This is a genomic window from Rathayibacter sp. AY1G1 (assembly GCF_002932095.1).
GTDB lineage: Bacteria > Actinomycetota > Actinomycetes > Actinomycetales > Microbacteriaceae > Rathayibacter.
Genome location: NZ_PSUZ01000007.1, coordinates 115,669 through 135,319 on the forward strand (window position 1 = coordinate 115,669; position 19,651 = coordinate 135,319).

Here is a 19,651-nt window from a genome sequence, read left to right on the forward strand (position 1 = left end):
TCCGCGAGATGCCGCCCGGGTACGCGACACCCCGGAGCGGGCGTACCGGAGCGGCATCCCGCAGAGGAGGAGGGAGGGGGCGCGGGTCAGGAGCCGAGGGCCGCGAAGCGCTCGATGTCGCTGGGGGTGCCGCTGACCACGATGAGGTCGTGGTTCGAGACGACGGTCTGCTCGGTCGCGTAGGTGAAGGGCTTGCCCGGGCTCTTGACGCCGACGACGGTCACGCGGTGCTTGCGGCGCACGCCCGACTCCGTGAGCGTCAGCCCCCGGATCGGCTTGGGCGGGTACATCTTCGCGAGCACGAAGTCGTCGTCGAACTCGATGAAGTCGAGCATGCGGCCCGAGACCAGGTGCGCGACGCGCTCGCCCGCCTCCGCCTCGGGGTAGATCACGTGGTTCGCGCCGATCCGCTCGAGGATCTTGCCGTGCGAGCGCGAGATCGCCTTCGCCCAGATCTGCGGGATCTTGAGGTCGACGAGGTTCGCGGTGATCAGCACGGACGCCTCGATGGAGGAGCCGACCGCGACGACGGCGACCTGGAAGTCCTGCGCGCCGATCTGCGCGAGGGCGTCGAGCGAGCGGGCGTCGGCCTGCACCGCGTGGGTGACCCGCTCCGACCACTTCTGCACGAGACCGGCGTCGGCGTCGATGGCGAGGACCTCGCGGTCGAGGCGGTCGAGCTGGCCGGCCGTGGCGGCTCCGAAGCGCCCGAGGCCGATCACCAGCACCGGGGCGTCGTACCTGATGCGGTCAACCAACGATGGGCCTCTCTTCCGGTCGTCTGAACAACTGCCTCCGCTGGCTCGCGGCGAGCGCGGCGGCGAGAGTCACGGTACCAACGCGGCCCATGAACATCGTCAGCGCCAGGATGTAGACCCCGGACGGCGGCAGCTCCGCGGTGAGCCCCGTCGAGAGCCCGGAGGTCGCGAAGGCCGAGATCACGTCGAAGAGCACGTGGTCGAGCGAGGCCTTGGTGATGTGCAGGATCAGGACGCTCGACACGGCGACCGTCGTCGCGCCCCACAGCACGACCGAGACGGCCAGGCGGAGGACGTCGTTCGGGATCCGGCGGCCGAACGCCTCCATGTCGTTGTTGCCTCGGGCCTCGGCGAAGGCGGCCAGGAACAGGATCGCGAGGGTCGTGACCTTGATCCCGCCGGCCGTGGAGGCCGATCCTCCGCCGATGAACATCAGCATGTCCGTCACGAGCAGGCTCGAGCCGTTGAGGTCGGGGACCGAGATCGTCGAGAAGCCGCCCGACCGCGTCATCGTCGAGAGGAAGAAGGACTGGAAGACGGTGTCTCCCGCATCGAGGCTGCCGAAGGTCCTCGGATTGTCGAACTCGAGCACGATGTAGAGGACGGCCCCGGCGACGAGCAGGATCACGGAGGTGACCAGCGTCAGCTTCACGTGCACCGACCACTTGCGCGGGCGCCGCCAGCCGCGGGAGAAGGCGTAGATGACGGGGAAGCCGATCGAGCCGAGGAAGACGCCGAGCATCAGGATGCCGAGGAACCAGTAGTCGTCCTCGAACGGGGTGAGTCCCGCGGCGTTCGGGGCGAAGCCGGTGTTCGTGAACGCCATCGCGGAGTAGTAGAAGGAGTGCCAGACGGCCTCGCCGATCGGGATCCCGTCGATCAGCATCCGCGGGAACAGCAGGAGCGCGACGATGATCTCGATCGCGGCGGCGCTGATCGCGACGGTGGCGAGCAGCCCGCCGATCTCGCCCAGGCGCACGGCCTGGCCCTCGGCGACGGGGCCGGAGTGGATCCGCAGAGGGTTCGAGTCGCTGGCGACCATGAGCTTCGCCCGGAGCCCGAGGCGGCGCGAGATCGCCAGGCCCATGATCGAGGCGAGCGTCAGCACTCCCAGAGCGCCGATGTTCACGCCGACGAAGATGATCGAGTGGCCGAACGCCGACCAGTGCGTCGCCATGTCGACCGTCGCGAGGCCGGTCACGCAGATCACCGACATCGCGGTGAAGAAGGCGTCGTGCAGCGGAGTGACGGTGCCCGTGGTGCTCGACAGCGGCAGCGAGAACAGCAGGGTGAACACGAGCACGAGCGCCGAGAAGATGAGGATCGCGAAGCGGGACGGCGAGCGTCCGGCGAAGTCGTCGACGAGGTCGCGGGCCCGCTCGAAACCCGACCAGGGGGAGACGGGCGAGACGCCCACGGGGCTGCGGAACTGCTGCCGAACCACCACGGCGGATCCTCCACTCGATCGCGGCCATGCTACCCGCTCGGTGCCGGGCTCCCGGGGCGCTGACTAGCCTGGGCGCATGGCTGACATCTTCGGGGTGATCGCGGACGGGACCCGCCGGGACATCCTCGCCCTGCTGCTCGAGCAGCGGCGGGACGGCTCGGCCGAGGGCATGAGCGTGTCGCGGATCGTGGCGCGCCTCGAGCTGAGCCAGCCGACCGTCTCCAAGCACCTCAAGGTGCTGCGCGAGACCGGCCTCGTCACGGTGCGCGAGAGCGGACAGCACCGCTTCTACGCGCTCGAGTACGCGCCGCTGGCGGAGGTCGAGGACTGGCTGCTGCCCTTCCTCGCCGAGGACGAGGCGGCCGGCGCCCTGCTCGACGCTCCGACCGCGGCCCGGGCGGAGTCGCTGGGCCGGGCGCTCGCCGAGCGCACCCACCAGGTCAGCACCGTGGTGCAGGACATCCAGCGGGGCGTCAGCGAGGGAGCGACGAAGGTCGCGGAGGCGCTGCGCATCCGCAAGTGAGGGGCGCCGAGGAGCCGGAAACGGTGGAGCCCCGGGTCGTGTAAGCTCGCGGGAGCCAGTTTTTCGTAAGCGGCCGCCCGTCGGGCGGTCGACCCCCTGAACGTTGTGAGGTCTTCGTGGGTTCTGTCATCAAGAAGCGTCGCAAGCGTATGGCGAAGAAGAAGCACCGCAAGCTGCTTCGCAAGACTCGCCACCAGCGTCGCAACAAGAAGTAGGCTCGCGCCTCTTCCCACTCGAGCGTCCGCCCTTCCGGGGTCGGGCGCTCGTCTGCGTTCACGGATCATCCCGGCGGCGCTCGCCGTCTCGGCGCCCGTCGCCGGGGCCGCCGTACACTGACCGCATGGTGGACGTGGAGCTGACGCTCGTGGGCAAGCCGGGCTGTCATCTCTGCGACGACGCGCGGACCGTGGTCGAGCAGGTGGTCGCCGATCTGGGCGGCGAGGCGTCGGTCGCCGTCTCGGAGGTGTCGATCCTCGACGATCCCGAGCTGCACGAGCGCTTCGTCGAGGAGATCCCGGTGGTGCTGATCGACGGGCGCGTGCACACCTTCTGGCGGGTCGATCCCGCGCGGCTCCGGCGGGCCCTCCTCGATCGCGGGTGAGCTTCGACCGGGCCGTCCGGACGGAAGCACGACCGCGACGTCCCTCTGACGGGGGACGGGACGGCTCGCGAAAGCTCGCCTCTCGCCCTTACCCTCGTGAGGGGGGAGTGCGCTCCTCCGTGCGCGGACGCAGATCGTCGCCCGTGGAGGAAGGAACCGCCATGCCGTCATCCCGCCGACTCGCCCTGCCCGCCGCCGCTCTCGCGGCGCTCGTGCTCGGCCTGGCCCTCCCCGGAGCGGCCGTCGCGGCACCCTCCGCCTCGACGGTCTCGACCACGGTCGAGCAGCCGGCCGCGACGACCATCCCCGGCGTGCCGGAGGATCCCGAGCAGCCGGGCGACGGCGGCTCCGACCCCGTTCCCGGCGTCCCCGAGGAGCCCTCCGTTCCCGGAGTGCCCGAGGAGCCGGCAGAACCCGAGCAGCCCGCGCCCGTCGACCCCGCGCCCGTCGACCCCGCGCCCGTGGACCCCGCGCCGGTCGATCCGGCACCGGTCGACCCCGCGCCCCAGCAGCCGAGCCAGCCCTCCACCGGCGGCGGATCCACTGGCGGCGGCTCGACCGGCGGCGGCCAGCAGGGCGGCTCCGGCGGCGGTCAGCCCTCCACCGGCGGCGGATCGTCCTCCGGCGGCTCCGGCTCCGGCGGCGGCACCACCGGCGGAGCGACGTCCGGCGGCACCTCCGGCGGCGGCACCACAACCGGCACCACCACGTCCGGCAGCGCCGGCTCCTCCGGTGCGGGCGCCGTCATTCCGGCGGCGTCGGCCCCCGGACGCACCGAGCTCGGCACCTCGACCGAGGGCGCGAAGCCGGCGGCCGGTGCCGCGACCGCGGACGTCTTCCTCACCCGCGAGCTCGCCGTGCAGCCGGAGGCGCTCACCGTCGAGCTCGCCCGCTTCTACGGCGTCGGCTTCTCGTACACCGGCTTCGCCAGCGGCGAGGCCGTCTCCGCGGTCCTCCGCGACCCGAACGGCACCAAGACCCCGCTGACCCTCGAGGCGGGGAGCGGCACAGCGACCGTGCCGACCGCGCTGATCACCAAGTCGGGCGCCTTCACGGTCGACCTCACGGGCGACCAGGGCTCCGCCGCCAAGGTCGTCTTCCGGCTCGCGCCCTCCACCGGCAACGGCCTCCTGCTCGAGCCGCGCGAGCTCGGCGACGGCAGCACCGAGGCGCCCCGCGGCGCCGTCTGGGGCTTCGACGCCGACGAGGAGGTCGCCGTGGGCGCCTTCGAGACCTCCGGGTCCCGCGCCGACCTGGCCGCCGGCGACGTCGCCGTGCAGTCCGACTCCATCGGCTGGGCCGAGCTGGCGCTGGGCGACGCGGTCATCGCCGACCCCGACCCCTCCGTCTACTGCGTCGTCGCCTTCGGCCGCGAGTCGCACCGCACGGCAGCTGTGACCGTCTCCTACCGTGACAGCGACACCACGGCCGCACCGTGGGAGGCGCAGCAGGTCTGTGGCACCGCGATCAGCGCCGCGCGCACCGCCTTCCTCAGCACGGCCGCCTCGGCGGGACCGGCCGGCATCACACCGACCACCGCGCTGATGATCGGCGGCGGCGCGGTCGCCGCGTCGCTCGTCGCCTGCGCGGCCGTCCTGGTCGTGATGCGCCGCCGGCGCATGAACACGGACCTCTTCATCGGCGGACCGCTGCCGCGCACGCAGAGCGACTGACGCGTCCGGAGGACGAGGGAAGGCCCGCGGGACGCGATCCCGCGGGCCTTCCCTCGTCCTCTCCCGGCGCTCAGTCGGCCGCGGTGAAGCGGAGGAGGATCGTCCGCGCCTCCGGCCGCAGCTGGAAGTCGGGCCACACGTCCGGACCGCACGCGCGGGAGCCCAGGCCGTGCTGGGCGGCGTCGATCACGAGGACCGCGCGCTCCGATTCCGGCAGCTCGTGCGGGTGCGCGGCGGCCGTGATCTCCTGCGGCGTGTGCCGCGCCAGGGTGAAGCCGGGGAGGCGCCCGTGCAGGTCGCGCGCGGCTTCGATGCGGAGGCGGGGCGAGCCCGCCTCCGTCAGCGTCAGCTCGCGCACCCTGCTGCGGTGACCGCTCTCCTGCGGGCGGGCGTACGGAGTCGTCAGCCGGTCCATCTCCGCCGTGAAGCGCCCCACCCGCGCGGCCCGGAGGCTGTCGGGGTAGGACTCGAGCGGGCCGGTGCCGAACCACTCCGCGCCGTCGATCGACGCGGGCAGGTCGATCCGGATGCCCAGCCGCGGCCAGACGGAGTCCCAGCCCCGGGTCGGCACGAGGTCGACGCGGAGGACCGTGCTCTCCCCGTCGACGCTCCAGCGCTCCTCCATCAGGAGTCCCGCGTCGAAGTCCGCGGCCGAGAAGCGGGTCACGCGGCGGAGCCCGGCGGAGGCGTCCACCTCCTGCACGCGGCCGACCAGGCGGTCGAGTCCGGCCTCGCGCCAGCGGGCGGCGGAGGACGGGGCAGGGGTCCCGCGGCCGTCGCCGTCGTACGGGTCGCCGGAGACGTAGCCGGGGAAGCCCGCGCCCTCGTCGTTGTCGGTCGGGGCGCGCCAGAGCTCGGCGCGCGGTCCGTCGACGGGCAGGCCGGCGAGGGAGGCGAGCCGGCCGTCGCGGAACCGCGCGACTCCGAGCGCGCCGCCCTCGAGGGGCGGAGCGGCGCGGACGGCGCGGGTCCACGCGGGCACCGCCGACGGCACGGCGAGGAGGTGCTGACCGGTGGAGAGCACGTGGCCCTCCTCCGCCCAGGCGGTCGAGGCGTCGAGGACCGCGTCGACGGTGAGCCAGGTCTCGCCGCCGGGACGCACCTCGAGCGGGGGGAGCTCGACGTGCACGGCGTCGCCGGCCGCGATGACCGGGGCGTCGAGCACTCCCTCCGCGGTGACCCGCCCGTCCCGCTCGACCCGCCACGCGAAGCGCAGATCGGCGGTGGAGGCGTCGTGTCGGCGGTTCTCGATGACGACGCCGTCGCCGCGGACCGTGAGGCGCACCGGAGCGACGATCTGCTTCCACTCGAACAGGCCCGGGCTGGGCGTGCCGTCGGAGAGCACCATGCCGTCCATCACGAAGTTGCCGTCGTGCACCACCTCGCCGAAGTCGCCGCCGTACGCGTAGTACTCGACGCCCTCCGGCGTGCGCGCCCGCAGGCCGTGGTCGCGCCACTCCCAGACGAAGCCGCCGTGCAGCCGCGGGAAGCGGTCGACGAGGTCCTCGTACTGGTCGATCGCTCCCGGGCCGTTGCCCATCGCGTGCACGTACTCGCAGAGCAGGAAGGGCTTGGAGCGCTGCCGAGCGGACTCGCCGGGGGAGCAGCCGAGCAGCGGAGTGAGCGAGCCGTCGGTGCCGATCCGCTCGGTCTCGGGGATCGAGGAGTACATCCGCGAGTACACGTCGGTGTACGCGCCGGTGTAGTCGCCCTCGTAGTGGACGGGGCGCTCGGGGTCGCGGCCGTGCACCCAGGCGGACATCGCGGCGAGGTTCGCGCCGGTGCCCGCCTCGTTGCCGAGGGACCAGAGCACGATGCTCGGGTGGTTCTTGTCGCGCTCGACGGTCCGCTCGATGCGGTCGAGGTAGGCCTCGCGCCAGGCGAGGTCGTCGCTGGGGTTGCCCGCCCAGCCGACCCGCTCGAAGCCGTGGGTCTCGAGATCGCACTCGAGGACCACCCAGAAGCCGAGCTCGTCGGCGAGGTCGAGCAGACGGGGATGCGGCGGGTAGTGGCTGGTGCGGATGGCGTTCACGTTGAAGCGCTTCATCATCGCGAGGTCCTCGCGGGCGGAGTCCTCGTCGAACGCTCGACCGCGGTCGGGGTGCGTCTCGTGGCGGTTGACTCCGTGGAAGACGACGCGCTCGCCGTTGACCAGGAAGCGGTCGCCGCGGATCTCGACCGTGCGGAAGCCGAGCCGCAGCGAGACCGTCTCGCCGGCTGAGGCGAGCGTCGCGTCGTAGAGGCGCGGAGCCTCCGCCGACCACGGCTCGACCTCGGGCACCTCGATCGCGGCGATCTCCTCCGCCGAGGCCCAGACCGTCTCGATCCCGAGCCCGGGCACGCGCAGCGTCAGCGGAAACGCGTCGGCCGCGGCGGTCACCTCCGCCTCGATGCGGCCCGCGCCGCCGGCGAAGGAGGAGCGCAGCCACACGTCCTCGATCCCGCCGACGGGGCGCGCGAGCAGGTGCACCGAGCGGAAGATCCCCGGCAGCCACCACTGGTCCTGGTCCTCCACGTAGCTCGAGGCCGACCACTGGTGCACGCGGACCACGACGAGGTTCTCGCCCGGGCGGACGACGCCGGTGACGTCGAACTCCTGCGCGAGCCGGCTGCCGGAGCCGATCCCGATCTCGACGCCGTTGACCCAGACGCGGTAGCGGGACTCGACCCCGTCGAAGCGCAGGACGACCGCCTCGGCGGAGTCCCACTCCTCCGGAACCACGACAGTGCGGCGGTAGTCGCCCGTCGGGTTCGCGTCCGGCACGAACGGCGGCTCGGTCGGGAACGGGAACTGCACGTTCGTGTAGGCCGGCAGTCCGTAGCGCCCGTCGCCCTGCAGCACCCAGTGCGAGGGCACCGGCATCAGATCCCAGCCGGAGTCGTCGAACGACTCGTCCCCGACGCCGTCCACGCCCTCGCCCTCCGGCAGCACGCCGGCGCCGCCCGGGGTCCCCGGAGCGGCGGGGAGCAGGCGGAAGCGCCACTCCCCGTCCAGCGGGAGCGCCGGGGCGTCGGTGTGCAGCCACGAGCGGGGGGCCCGGCGGCGGCCGGAGCCCGGTCCGGTGTCCGTCAGGTAGTGGGAGGTCGTCGGGGGAGTCGTCACTTCACGGAGCCTTCCGTCAGGCCGCCGCGCCAGAAGCGCTGCAGCACGATCATGGCGATGGCGAGCGGGATGATCGACAGCAGGACGCCGCCGGTCGTCAGCTCGTAGAACTCGGGCAGGCGGTCGACCTGTCCGAGCCAGTTGTTCAGTCCCAGTGTGATCGGGAACAGGTTCGTGTCCGAGAGCATCACCAGGGGCAGGAAGTAGTTGTTCCAGATCCCGACCAGCTGGAAGAGGAATACGGTGACCAGCGCGGGAGTCAGGATGCGCAGCCCGAGCGTGTGGAAGATCCGCAGCTCCCCGGCGCCGTCGATGCGCGCCGCCTCGATGATCGCGGTGTCCACGGTCGCCTGAGCGTAGATCCGGCAGAGGAACAGCCCGAACGGCGAGACGAGCGAGGGGATCAGCACGCTCCAGTAGGTGTTCGCGATGCCCATCTGGCTGAAGAGCAGGAACAGCGGCAGAGCGGTCGCGGTGCCCGGCACCAGGACGCCCGCGAGGATCGTCCCGAACACGAGCCTGCTGCCGCGGAACTCGTACTTGGCCAGCGCGTAGCCGCCCGCCGCGGCGAGGTAGGTCGCGAGCAGGGCGCCCACTCCGGCGTAGAGGACGGAGTTGAGGAACCAGCGGACGAAGATGCCGTCGCCGTAGGTCAGCACCTGCGTCAGGTTGTCCCAGAGCGCGAACGTCGGGGCGAACCAGAAGCCGTAGGTGGCGAAGAGGTCCTCGGTCGTCTTGGTCGCCGCGACGACGACCCAGTAGACGGGGATGAGGAAGTAGACCGCCACGACGACGAGGATCGCGGTGACGATGATGGTCGAGGCGCGGTTGCGGCCGGCCGAGCGGTCGGGCCCGCGTCCGGCCTTCACGGGGCGGTCGGCGGTGACGACTCCGGTGGTCGTGGTCGGCGGGGTCTCGGTGCGGCTCATGACGACCTCCTGTTCGAGATCGAGAGGAACGTGAAGGAGAGCAGGAACGCGACCAGCGCGATCAGGACGGCCTGGGCGGCGGCGACGTTGTAGTCGTTGTAGGCGAAGGCCGTGGTGTATGCGCTGAGGTTCGGCGTGTACTGGCTGTCGATCGCCGGAGCGACCGTCTTCAGCACCTGCGCCTCGGCGAACAGCTGGAGCGTTCCGATGATCGAGAAGATCGTCGTCAGCACCAGCGCGGGGCGGATGAGCGGCAGCTGGATGCTGCGGGCGACGCGCCAGGTGGAGGCGCCGTCGACCTTCGCCGCCTCGTAGAGCTCGACCGGGATCGCCTTGAGCTGGGCGACGATGATCAGCATGTTGTAGCCGGTGTAGCTCCAGAGCGAGATGTTCGCGATCGACCAGAGCACCGTGTCCGCACCGAGGAAGTCGGGCTGGAGCCCGACCACGTTCGCCGCGTCGATGAGCGGGCTGAGGCCGGGCACGTAGAGGAAGGACCAGAGGATCGTCGCGATCACTCCGGGCACTCCGTAGGGGAGGAAGTAGGCCGCACGGAAGAAGCCGGGGAACTTCGCCGACGCCGACTCGAGCATCAGCGCGAGAACGGTGCAGAGGGCGATCATCACCGGCACCTGGACGATGCCGAAGAGGAACATCCGCCCGATGGAGGCGATGAAGTTGCCGTCGGCGAGGGCCTGCGCGTAGTTGTCGAAGCCCGCGAACCCGCTGGTGACCCCGGCCTCGCCGAAGAGGCCGGAGCGCGTCACCTTCGTGAAGCTGGAGCCGACGGCGACGACGATCGGGACGATGAACGTGAGGACGAACAGGGCCAGGAAGGGTCCGAGGAGGATCCACGGGGCGCGGGCGACCGCGCGGCTGCGCCGGGGCGCGCCCGGCGTCCGCGTGGTGGCCGCGACCGCGGCGGCGGCGGGGGAGGCCGTGGTGGTCATGCGGAGGCCCTCCTGATGCTCAGGCCCTTGTTCTCGAAGACCGTGATGATCTGCTGCTCCGCCTCGGCGACCGCGTCCACGAGCGAGAGCCCGGACGCCTTCTTCCGGAAGCCGTCGCTGAGGATGTTGAAGGACTGCTGCGTGACGGGCCACCAGGACCAGTCCGGGTTCTGCTCCTTCGATGCGGGCACGAGGACGTCCTCGTTGTAGTTCTGCCCGCTGAAGAAGTCGCTCGGACCCTTGCGGGCCGTGCCGATCTCGCCGACCGCGGGAGACCAGCCGATGCCGCTGTTGGCGATCATCGCGTCGATGCCCTCCTGCGTGGTGGTCATCCAGACGGCGAACTCGATCGCCTCCTCCGGGTGCTTGCTGCTCGAGAACACCGCCGCGGTCGATCCGCCGAGGAAGCTCGAGCCGAAGCCGGTGTCGCCCCAGACGGGCATGGGCGCAGCGCGCCACTTGCCCGAGCCTCCGCTGACCCCCTCGATCAGGGCGTCGCCCCAGCTGCCGGTGGCGCAGGAGGCGATCCCGCCCTTCGCCGCGGCCGCGAACCACGCGGGGGAGTACGCGCCGTAACCGGTCTGCACCAGGTCCTGGTCGATGGCCGTGTCGAAGAAGGAGGCGACGCGCGTCGTGGCGTCGTCGGTCATGTCGATGACCCAGCCGTCCTCCTCCGGGCGCAGCCACTGCGCGCCGGCCTGCGTCGCGAACGCGGCGAAGACCGAGGCGTCGGCGAGGGGGAAGCAGTCGATGTAGGAGCCGGCTCCGCGCAGCTCCGTCGCCACCGCGGCCCAGTCGTCCCAGGTCGTCGGCGGCTCCGCACCCACCTTCCCGAACACCTCGGGCTGGTAGAAGAGCGCCATCGGGCCGCTGTCCTGAGGGATGCCGTAGACGCCGCCCGTGTAGCTGACCTGGCCCCAGAGCGTGGGGTCGTACAGGTCGCGGTACTGCTCGACGCCGTACCGGGTGAGGTCGACCAGGCCGTTGACGAGCATGAACTCGGGGACGGAGCGGATCTCGACCTGGCCGAGGTCCGGCCCGCCGCCCGCGGCGAGGGCCGAGTAGAGCTTCTGGTACCCGCCCGCGTTGCCGCCGGGGATCCAGACGGCCTCGACCTGGATCTCGGGGTGCGAGGCGTTCCAGACGTCGCAGACCTTCTGCAGGTCCTTCAGCCAGCCCCAGTACTGCAGGCGGACCGGGCCGGTGGCCGGCGCGATCGTCGGCGCTGTGTTGACCGAGACGGTGCCCGGTGTCGCGCAGGCCGTCAGGCTCCCGAGTGCCGCGGTGCCGAGACCGGCGGCGATGAGCTGTCTCCGGGTGAACGGATGCATCTTCCCTCACTTCGTCGTGGTGGAGAGCCGGGGAGTCTCACCCGGCGATGATCGGGACGCTACCACGAATTCGAGTAGGTACTCGAAATTGGCGGCACTGCTCCTCCGCCGCCGCTACGCTGGCCGTTCGAGGGGCACGGCGAGGCGCCTCCAGTGCGGAGGAGGGGTCGATGGCGGAGGCGACGAGGCGACGCGGCCCGTACGCGAAGTCGGCCGAGCGCCGCCGCGCCATCATCGAGGCCGCGCACCAGGTCTTCGCTGCACGGGGCTACGCCCGCGGCTCCCTCCAGGAGGTCGCCGACCGCGTCGGGCTCAGCCAGACGAGCCTCCTGCACTACTTCCCGTCGAAGACCGACCTGCTCTTCGCGGTCCTCGAGCACCGCGACCTGATCACGGGCGACGGTTCCTCGCCGCCGGACCCGGAGGAGGGGCTGGTCGCCGGCATCCTGCGGCAGACCCGCTACAACGAGACGGCGCCCGGAGTGATCGAGCTGTACGCCGTGCTCTGCGGCGAGTCGACGACGCAGGAGCACCCGGGGCGCGACTTCTTCGCCGCGCGGTTCCGCCGGCTCCGCAGCGAGTACACGGCCGAGCTGCGCGAGCTCCAGGCCGCCGGGCGCCTCCGCGAGGGGTCCGATCCGGAGCGGGTGGCGGCGTCGATCATCGCGCTCTGGGACGGCGTGCAGCTGCAGTGGCTGCTCGAGCGCGACGCGGTGGACATGGTGGCGTGCCTGGCCGACTACCTCGACCTCGTGGTGCTGCCGGCTCCCTAGCCGCTGGCGCGAGGGAACCCCGGCCCGTCGAGGGGACCCGCCGTCCGCGGCGGTCTCGATGGTCCGGGGTTCCCTCGACCGTGGTGCGCGCCTAGGGCAGCAGGCGGGTCGGGCCGCGGAACAGGTAGGTGACCTCGCGGAGGTTCGCCTGGTTCAGCATCAGCATGATCACGCGCGAGAGGCCCATGCCGAAGCCGCCGTGCGGCGGGACGCCGTAGCGGAAGAAGTCGAGGTAGAACTCGAGCTCCTCCGGGTCCAGGCCCTTCTCGCGGGCCTGCTCGACGAGGACGTCGACGCGGTGCTCGCGCTGCGCTCCGGTCGAGATCTCGACGCCGTTGTAGATGAGGTCGTAGCTGTTGGTGATCGTCCCGTCGCCCTCGCGGCGCATGTGGTAGAACGGCCGGATGCTCGACGCGTAGTCGGTGAGGAACACGAAGTCGTGCCCGAACTCCTCCTGCACGTAGGCCGCGATGCGGCGCTCGCCCTCGGGGTCCATGTCGTCGTCGGCGCGGGGCACCTCGTAGCCGCGCTCGGCGACGATGCGCTTGGCCTCGGCGAGCGGGATGCGCGGGAACGGCGTGGTCGGGACGGTCAGGTCGATGTCGAAGAGCGCCTTGACCTCGGCGCCGTGCTTCTCGACGACGGCGGTGAGGCCGGCGACCATCAGCTGCTCGTGCAGCTCCATGACGTCCTCGTGCGAGTCGATCCAGGAGACCTCGGCGTCGACGCTCGTGAACTCGGTCGCGTGACGCGAGGTGAAGCTCGGGTCGGCGCGGAAGGCGGGGCCGACCTCGAAGACCTTGCCGAAGCCGGCGGGCTGCGCCATCTGCTTGAAGAACTGGGGGCTCTGCGCCAGGTAGGCCTTCGTCTCGAAGTACTCGACCTCGAAGAGCTCGGCCCGCGACTCCGAGGCGCTCGCCATGAGCTTCGGGGTGTGGATCTCGATGAAGTCGTGCTCGATCCAGTACGTGCGCAGCGCGTGCTCGAACGTGGTCTGCACACGGGCGATGAGGTTCTGCTCGGGACGGCGCAGGTCGAGGAAGCGCCAGTCCATGCGCTTGTCGATGCCGGAGTCGGGCGCGATCGGCGCCTCCGGGATCGACGCGGCGACGACCTCGAGCGTCTCGAGCTTGACCTCGATGCCGCCGAGCTTCACGCGCTCGTCGTGCTTGAGCGCGCCGGTGACGGTGATGAAGGAGCCCTGGGCGAGGCCGGAGATCTCCTCGGTGATCGCGAGGCGCGCAGCCGACGCGTCGTCGCCCTCGACGGCCTCGCGCACGGCCGGGTTCACCAGCTGCACGGCACCGGACTCGTCGCGCAGGACGACGAACTGCACCTTCTTCTGGTCGCGCACGGTCTCGACCCAGCCGGACACGCGGACGGGTCCGTCCTCGAGCGCGGCGAGCTTCTTGACAGTGGTTCGGGGGAGGCGGGTCTCGTCGGTCACGGTAGGGGAGTCTACTCGGGGGCCGCCGGGCGGCGACGGGTAGCGTCGGAGCATGAGCACCGCACTGATCACCGGCGCGTCCTCCGGCATCGGCCTCGCCTTCGCCCGGGCGTTCGCGCGCCGCGGCTGGAGCCTCGTCCTCGTCGCCCGCAGCGAGCAGCGCCTCCAGGAGGCGGCGGCCGGACTGCGCGGCCTCGGCGCCGCGGCGGTCGAGGTCCTGCCCGCGGACCTCGGCGACCGCGAGCAGGTCGAGCGCGTGCGCGCGCGGCTCGTCGATCCGGCCCGTCCGGTCCGCGTCCTCGTCAACAACGCCGGCTTCGGGATCGACGGGACCTTCGCCGAGCCGGACGTCGCCGCCCAGGACCGCGCCTTCGAGGTGATGGTGCGCTCGGTCGCCGTGCTCTCGGGCGCGGCGGCCGAGGCGATGACCACCCGCGGCCGCGGCGCGATCCTCACGGTCTCGAGCGTCGCGGGCTTCGTGCACCTCGGTCCCTACTCCGCGGTGAAGGCGTGGGCGACCGCCTTCGCGCAGTCGCTGGCCGTCGAGCTGCGCGGCACCGGCGTCCGCTCGGCCGCGCTCTGCCCGGGCTGGGTGCGCACCGAGTTCCACGAGCGGGCGGCGATGGACACCTCCTCCATCCCCTCCTTCCTCTGGCTCGATGCGGACGCGGTGGTGGAGGAGTTCCTCCGCGACGTCGCGCGCGGCTCCGTCGTCTCGGTGCCGTCGGTGCGCTTCGGGGTCCCGATGGCCGTGGTACGGCACCTGCCCGGACCGCTCGTGCGGCGGCTGTCGGCGGCGGTCTCGGCGCGCCGCTGAGGCTCCGCTCAGGTCCGGCTCAGGCGACCCTTTCCCGGCGTTCCCCCACGCCGCGTTCCGTACACTTGACGCTCGTGGTTGCCGATCAGATCCATCTCGTGCGGCACGGCGAGGTGTTCAACCCCGACCGGGTCCTCTACGGACGACTCCCGAACTTCCGGCTCTCGGATCTGGGCCACCGCATGGCCCGCTCCGCCGCCGACGACCTGCTCGAGCGCCGGCGCCACGTCACGGCGCTGATCGCGTCGCCGCTCCAGCGCACGCAGGAGTCCGCGCAGCCCATCTCGCAGGCGTTCGAGCTCGAGATCCGCACCGATGAGCGGGTGATCGAGCCGAGCAACCGCTTCGAGGGGAAGTCCCTCGCCGCGCGCAGCTCCGCCCTGCGGAACCCCAAGCACTGGCCCTGGCTCCGCAACCCCTTCGAGCCCAGCTGGGGCGAGCCGTACCTCTCCATCTCGGCGCGGATGTACGCGGCGATCGAGTCGGCGTGGGAGAGCACGGAGGAGGGCGACGCCGCGATCGTCAGCCACCAGCTCCCCATCTGGACGGTCCACCGCGCCCTTGCCGGCGAGCGCCTCTTCCACGATCCGCGCAAGCGCCGCTGCGCCCTCTCGAGCATCACGACCCTCGAGCGCCGCGGCGACGGCTTCGTCGAGGTCGGCTACTCCGACCCGGCCGCCGGCCTGCAGGGCCTGGCCACCGACGTGGGAGCGGTCTGATGCGCCGGACGGGGCGGCTCCGCGCCGCGGGCGTCCTCGCGCTGGCCGCCGCGCTCGCGCTGACGGGCTGCTCCGAGGATCCGCTCGCCGACCAGTACCGCAACGGCAGCAACAAGGGCTACATCTCGGGGGACGGCACCGTCACCGAGATCGCCGCCGCCGACCGGGACGACCCCATCGTCTTCTCCGGCACCGACGAGACCGGCGCTACCATCGACTCCGCCGACCTCGCCGGGCAGGTCGTCGTCGTCAACTTCTGGTACGCCAGCTGCGCCCCGTGCCGCGCCGAGGCCGCTGACCTCGAGACGGTGAACACGGAGTTCGCCGACAAGGGCGTGTCGTTCGTCGGCGTCAACGTGCGCGATCAGGCCCCCACCGCGGCCGCCTTCGCCGAGACCTTCGGGCTCGGCTACCCCTCCATCGTCGACACCGACTCGTCGGTGCAGCTCGCTTTCACCGGCACCGTCCCGCCGAACGCCGTGCCCACGACGCTCGTCCTCGACAGGGAGGGGCGCGTCGCGTCGCGCATCCTCGGCCAGCTCCAGGAGGCGTCGATCCTCTCGACCCTCGTGGGCGACACGCTCGCCGAGGGGCAGTAGCGGCGTGGGCGACATCGTCGTCAGCGGTCAGCTCCTGCTGGCCGTGCCGATCGCGCTCCTGGCCGGGCTCGTGTCCTTCGCGTCGCCCTGCGTGCTCCCGCTGGTGCCCGGCTACCTCGCCTACGTCGGCGGATTCACCGACGCCGACGAGCGGGCGGCCCGCGGACGCCGCCGGGTCGTGCTGGGGGTCCTCCTCTTCGTGCTCGGATTCTCGCTGGTGTTCGTCCTCTACGGGGCGGCGGCGGGCACGGTCGGCTTCTGGCTGCGCCAGTACACCGACCTGATCACCCGCGTCCTCGGGCTCGTCGTGATCGCGATGGGGCTCGTCTTCATCGGGCAGTTCTCGTTCCTCCAGCGCACGCTCCGGCCCGGGATCCGTCCCGCCACCGGGCTGATCGGAGCGCCGCTGCTCGGCATCGTCTTCGGCGTCGGCTGGACGCCCTGCCTCGGCCCGACGCTGAGCTCGATCCTCGCCCTCAGCTACGGCGTGGGCTCGCCCTGGCGCGGCGCCCTCCTCGCCCTGGTCTACTGCCTCGGACTCGGCATCCCCTTCCTCCTCGTCGCCTTCGGCTTCAGCTGGGTGACCAGCACGCTCGCCTTCGTGAAGCGCCACATCCGCGTGGTCAACGTCCTCGGCGGCGCCGCCCTCGTCCTGATCGGAGTCCTGATGGTCACGGGCATCTGGAACACCCTCGTCTACGGATCCCTCTCGGCGGTGATCGATGGCTTCCAGCCGGCGATCTGAGCCCGAGGAGAGCACGCGCCGCCCCGACGAGGCCGCGCAGCGGAGGACGGACGCCTCCTTCCGCCCCGCCGACCACTACGACTCCGACGGCACCGTCACGCAGCCGGCGCTAGGGTTCACCGGCTGGCTCCGCTGGATGTGGCGCCAGCTCACCAGCATGCGCACGGCGCTGTTCCTCCTGCTGCTGCTGGCGATCGCGGCGGTCCCCGGATCGCTCGTGCCGCAGCGCTCCTCCGACCCCAACGGCGTGACCCAGTACTTCGTCGACAACCCCGACCTCGCGCCCCTGCTCGACAGGGTGCAGGCGTTCGACACCTACACCTCCGCCTGGTTCTCGAGCATCTACCTGCTGCTGTTCATCTCCCTGATCGGCTGCATCGTCCCGCGCACGCGCCACCACTTCCAGGCGATGCGGTCGCGCCCGCCGCGCACCCCCGCGCGCCTGCAGCGCCTCGCCGGCTACACCGTCCGCGAGGTCGAGGGCGCGACGGAGGAGGAGGCCGTCGCCTCCGCCCACTCCGTCCTGCGCCGGGCGGGCTACCGCGTCGAGCGCTACGACGACCCGCGCGGCCGCTGGTCGAGCGTCTCGGCCGAGCGCGGCTACCTCCGCGAGACCGGCAACCTGGTCTTCCACTCCGCCCTGGTCGGCATCCTCGTCGCCGTCGGAGTGGGCGGCGGATTCGGCTACAGCGGGCAGCGCGTGCTGGTCGAGGGCTCCCAGGGGTTCGCGAACAACCTCGCGGCCTACGACTCCTTCAACCCCGGTCGCTTCTTCGACAGCAGCCAGCTCGACCCGTACCAGCTGACCCTCGACAGCCTCGACGTGAAGTACGAGGAGCAGAACCAGTCGGCGCTCGGCCAGCCCGTCGACTTCACCGCGAACGTCACGACCTCCGAGCGCGGCGGGGGCACCGAGGACCGCACGATCAAGGTCAACGACCCGCTGGCGATCGGCGGCACGAACGTCTACCTCCTCGGCAACGGCTACGCGCCGACGATCACGGTCCGGGATCCCTCCGGCCGGGCGATCTTCACCGACTCGGTGCCGTTCCTCCCGCAGGACGCGAACCTGACCTCCGTCGGCGTCGTCAAGGTGCCGGACGGGCTCTCCGAGCAGCTGGGCCTCACCGGATTCTTCTACCCGACGCAGGACACGCTGGCCTCCGGGGCGTCGACCTCGATCTTCCCCGACCTGCAGTACCCCGTGCTCTCGCTGAACGTCTTCGCGGGCGACCTCGGCCTCGACGGGGGAGTGCCCACATCCGTCTACGTGCTCAACACCGACTCGCTGACCCGGCTCACCGGCGGCACCACCGGCGTCGCGCCGATCACCCTCAAGCCCGGCGACACGGCCGAGCTCCCGAACGGGCTCGGCAGCGTGACCTTCGACAACACGGGCGCCGACCCGACGCGGATCGGCACCGACAGCGTCAAGCGCTTCGCCTCGTTCGACATCCACCACGACGCGACCCAGGGCTGGGTGCTGCTCTTCGCGATCCTCGTGCTCGCCGGACTCCTCACCTCGCTGTTCGTCCCGCGGCGCCGCGTGTGGGTGAAGGCGACCGCCCAGGACGACGGCGGCCTCCTCCTCGAGTACGCGGGACTCGCCCGCGGCGAGGACCCGCAGCTGGTGCGCGCCGTTCGGACGATCGCCGACCGGCACGCCCCGCTCGACTGACCCGGCTCCCGGACGCCCCTCCACAGCCGTCGCCCGGCTGGGCAGGGGCCGAGTCTGTGCAAGCGCGAAGGGGCGGGCGGGGCGGCGAGCGATTACCCTGAGGAGGTGATCGCGACCCTCTCGCAGTACTCGGTGCTGTGCCTCTCCTCCGCCATGGGCATCTACGCCATGGCGTTCGTCTTCTTCGCGATCGACCTCGCCCGCCGCGCCTCCCTGGCCGACGGCGAGTCGATCGAGGTCGTCCAGGAGGCGGAGCGCGTCGCCTCCGCGGCCGCCGCCGACCGCGCGGCCAGCGGCAAGGCCACCGTCGCCGCCGCCGGCTCCGGACGCACCGCGACGCTCTCCCGCATCGGCAGCCGCGTCGAGGACGAGGTCTACCGCGCCCCCGCCCGCTCGAAGACCATGCGCATCGGGTTCTCGCTCACGCTCCTCGGCTTCGTGCTCCACCTCGGCGCGACCGTCCTCCGCGGCGTCGCCGCCGGCCGCGTCCCCTGGGCGAACATGTACGAGTTCTCGATGACCGGGACGCTCATCATCATCGGCGTCTTCCTCGCCGTCCAGCTGCGCTGGGACCTCCGCTTCCTCGGAGCGTTCATCACCGGCCTCGTCCTGGTGCTCCTCGGCATCGCGACCGTCAACTACTACGTCGCCGTCGTCCCGCTCCCGCCGGCACTCCAGTCCTACTGGCTGGTCATCCACGTGCTCGTCGCGATCCTCGGCACCGCGTTCTTCGCCCTCGGCTTCGCGCTCTCGGTCACCCAGCTCCTCCAGGCCCGCCGCGAATCCTCCGGCGACAGCCCCCGCTCGGTCCTCCGCTTCCTGCGCACCCTGCCCAGCTCCCTCACCCTCGAGAACCTCGCCTACCGCGTCACGATCCTCGGCTTCATCCTCTGGACCTTCACGCTCATCGCCGGCGCCGTCTGGGCCGAGAAGGCCTGGGGCCGTTACTGGGGCTGGGACACCAAGGAGGTCTGGACCTTCATCATCTGGACCATCTACGCCGGCTACATCCACGCCCGCGCCACCCGCGGCTGGCGCGGCACCCCCTCCGCCTGGCTCGCCATCGTCGGCTTCGCCGCCGTCATGTTCAACTTCGGCGTCGTCAACGTGTTCTTCAAGGGACTCCACGCCTACTCCGGCCTCGACACCGGCATGTGATCGGCGGGGCCTGGCGGGGCCGCTCGCGGCGTTGTCGGCGACGAACGTAGCTCCGCTACGCCCGACGCCTCCGCCTTGCGATCGGGTCGGCGGGGCCTGGCGGGGCCGCTCGCGGCGTTGTCGGCGACGAACGTAGCTCCGCTACGCCCGACCCCTCCGCCTTGCGATCGACCCCACCAGGCCCCGCCGACCGCCCACCAGGACACGCTTTGAGGACGGCTCCGCTTCGCGGTCGCCGCGGGGGCCTCCGCATCGCGGTCGGGTCTGGCCGGGCTCCGCTTCGCGATCGGGTACCGGGTGGGCTCCGCTTCGCGGTCGGGTCCGGGTGGGGTCCGCCTCGCGGTGGGGTCCGGGTGGGGTCGATCGCAAGGCGGAGGGGTCGGGCGTAGCGGAGCTACGT

General features: G+C 71.8%; 18 protein-coding genes. 11 read left to right on the plus strand and 7 right to left on the minus strand.

Features of this window, described 5'->3' with window-relative positions:
- Positions 1-86: 86 nt before the first annotated feature.
- On the minus strand, positions 87-758 hold the full coding sequence (locus C5C36_RS05770) for a TrkA family potassium uptake protein (protein ID WP_068255410.1): 672 nt from the start codon (positions 756-758) through the stop codon (positions 87-89).
- Entirely contained in the window at positions 751-2,175 is a 1,425-nt protein-coding gene (locus C5C36_RS05775) for a TrkH family potassium uptake protein (protein ID WP_104309416.1), read from the minus strand. The genes C5C36_RS05770 and C5C36_RS05775 overlap by 8 nt, the downstream gene beginning before the upstream one ends.
- Before the next feature lie 106 nt (positions 2,176-2,281).
- Between C5C36_RS05775 and C5C36_RS05780 the strand changes: the two genes are divergently transcribed.
- From C5C36_RS05780 to C5C36_RS17535, 4 genes are all read left to right on the plus strand, one after another.
- Positions 2,282-2,728 (plus strand): helix-turn-helix transcriptional regulator, encoded by a 447-nt coding sequence (locus C5C36_RS05780; protein WP_104224854.1) that lies wholly within the window; start codon positions 2,282-2,284, stop codon positions 2,726-2,728.
- A 116-nt stretch (positions 2,729-2,844) separates the two neighbouring features.
- The gene (locus tag C5C36_RS05785; protein WP_003792170.1) at positions 2,845-2,943 is read left to right on the plus strand and encodes a 30S ribosomal protein bS22; all 99 of its coding nucleotides are present in this window, start codon (positions 2,845-2,847) and stop codon (positions 2,941-2,943) included.
- Positions 2,944-3,068: 125 nt separating this feature from the next.
- Positions 3,069-3,329: a glutaredoxin family protein gene (locus C5C36_RS05790; protein ID WP_104224855.1), complete on the plus strand. Its 261-nt coding sequence runs from the start codon at positions 3,069-3,071 to the stop codon at positions 3,327-3,329.
- 161 nt (positions 3,330-3,490) lie between these two features.
- A complete protein-coding gene (locus C5C36_RS17535; RefSeq protein WP_181133778.1) occupies positions 3,491-5,002 on the plus strand; it encodes a hypothetical protein in 1,512 nt (503 codons plus the stop codon).
- A gap of 70 nt (positions 5,003-5,072) precedes the next feature.
- Here C5C36_RS17535 and C5C36_RS05810 read toward each other — a convergent pair whose 3' ends face one another.
- From C5C36_RS05810 to C5C36_RS05825, 4 genes are read right to left on the minus strand one after another with little or no spacing between them, the layout of a single operon-like run.
- Entirely contained in the window at positions 5,073-8,105 is a 3,033-nt protein-coding gene (locus C5C36_RS05810; RefSeq protein ID WP_219814884.1) for a glycoside hydrolase family 2 TIM barrel-domain containing protein, read from the minus strand.
- Positions 8,102-9,034, minus strand: coding sequence for a carbohydrate ABC transporter permease (locus C5C36_RS05815; RefSeq protein ID WP_104225919.1), 933 nt, complete (start codon positions 9,032-9,034; stop codon positions 8,102-8,104). The genes C5C36_RS05810 and C5C36_RS05815 overlap by 4 nt, the downstream gene beginning before the upstream one ends.
- Positions 9,031-9,984 carry a carbohydrate ABC transporter permease gene (locus C5C36_RS05820; RefSeq protein WP_104309411.1) on the minus strand — a complete coding sequence of 318 codons (954 nt, stop codon included), beginning with the start codon at positions 9,982-9,984 and terminating at the stop codon, positions 9,031-9,033. Before C5C36_RS05820 ends, C5C36_RS05815 begins: the two co-directional genes overlap by 4 nt.
- The gene (locus C5C36_RS05825) at positions 9,981-11,315 is read right to left on the minus strand and encodes an ABC transporter substrate-binding protein (RefSeq protein WP_104225917.1); all 1,335 of its coding nucleotides are present in this window, start codon (positions 11,313-11,315) and stop codon (positions 9,981-9,983) included. Before C5C36_RS05825 ends, C5C36_RS05820 begins: the two co-directional genes overlap by 4 nt.
- A 170-nt stretch (positions 11,316-11,485) precedes the next feature.
- On the opposite strand from C5C36_RS05825, the gene C5C36_RS05830 reads away from it, so the two are divergent.
- On the plus strand, positions 11,486-12,088 hold the full coding sequence (locus C5C36_RS05830; RefSeq protein ID WP_244230513.1) for a TetR/AcrR family transcriptional regulator: 603 nt from the start codon (positions 11,486-11,488) through the stop codon (positions 12,086-12,088).
- A gap of 91 nt (positions 12,089-12,179) precedes the next feature.
- On the opposite strand, the gene aspS is transcribed toward C5C36_RS05830, so the two are convergent.
- The gene (gene aspS, locus C5C36_RS05835; protein ID WP_244229585.1) at positions 12,180-13,535 is read right to left on the minus strand and encodes an aspartate--tRNA(Asn) ligase; all 1,356 of its coding nucleotides are present in this window, start codon (positions 13,533-13,535) and stop codon (positions 12,180-12,182) included.
- A gap of 52 nt (positions 13,536-13,587) precedes the next feature.
- Here aspS and C5C36_RS05840 point away from each other — a divergent pair, with 52 nt between their 5' ends.
- From C5C36_RS05840 to ccsB, 6 genes are all read left to right on the plus strand, one after another.
- A complete protein-coding gene (locus C5C36_RS05840) occupies positions 13,588-14,352 on the plus strand; it encodes an SDR family oxidoreductase (RefSeq protein WP_104262951.1) in 765 nt (254 codons plus the stop codon).
- A gap of 74 nt (positions 14,353-14,426) precedes the next feature.
- Positions 14,427-15,071: a histidine phosphatase family protein gene (locus C5C36_RS05845; protein ID WP_104224864.1), complete on the plus strand. Its 645-nt coding sequence runs from the start codon at positions 14,427-14,429 to the stop codon at positions 15,069-15,071.
- Positions 15,071-15,670 (plus strand): TlpA disulfide reductase family protein, encoded by a 600-nt coding sequence (locus C5C36_RS05850; RefSeq protein WP_104262952.1) that lies wholly within the window; start codon positions 15,071-15,073, stop codon positions 15,668-15,670. The genes C5C36_RS05845 and C5C36_RS05850 overlap by 1 nt, the downstream gene beginning before the upstream one ends.
- Positions 15,671-15,674: 4 nt before the next feature.
- Entirely contained in the window at positions 15,675-16,415 is a 741-nt protein-coding gene (locus C5C36_RS05855; protein ID WP_258060562.1) for a cytochrome c biogenesis CcdA family protein, read from the plus strand.
- Positions 16,393-18,093: a cytochrome c biogenesis protein ResB gene (locus C5C36_RS05860; RefSeq protein ID WP_104225914.1), complete on the plus strand. Its 1,701-nt coding sequence runs from the start codon at positions 16,393-16,395 to the stop codon at positions 18,091-18,093. The genes C5C36_RS05855 and C5C36_RS05860 overlap by 23 nt, the downstream gene beginning before the upstream one ends.
- A gap of 153 nt (positions 18,094-18,246) precedes the next feature.
- Entirely contained in the window at positions 18,247-19,251 is a 1,005-nt protein-coding gene (gene ccsB, locus C5C36_RS05865; protein ID WP_104224871.1) for a c-type cytochrome biogenesis protein CcsB, read from the plus strand.
- Positions 19,252-19,651 lie beyond the last annotated feature (400 nt).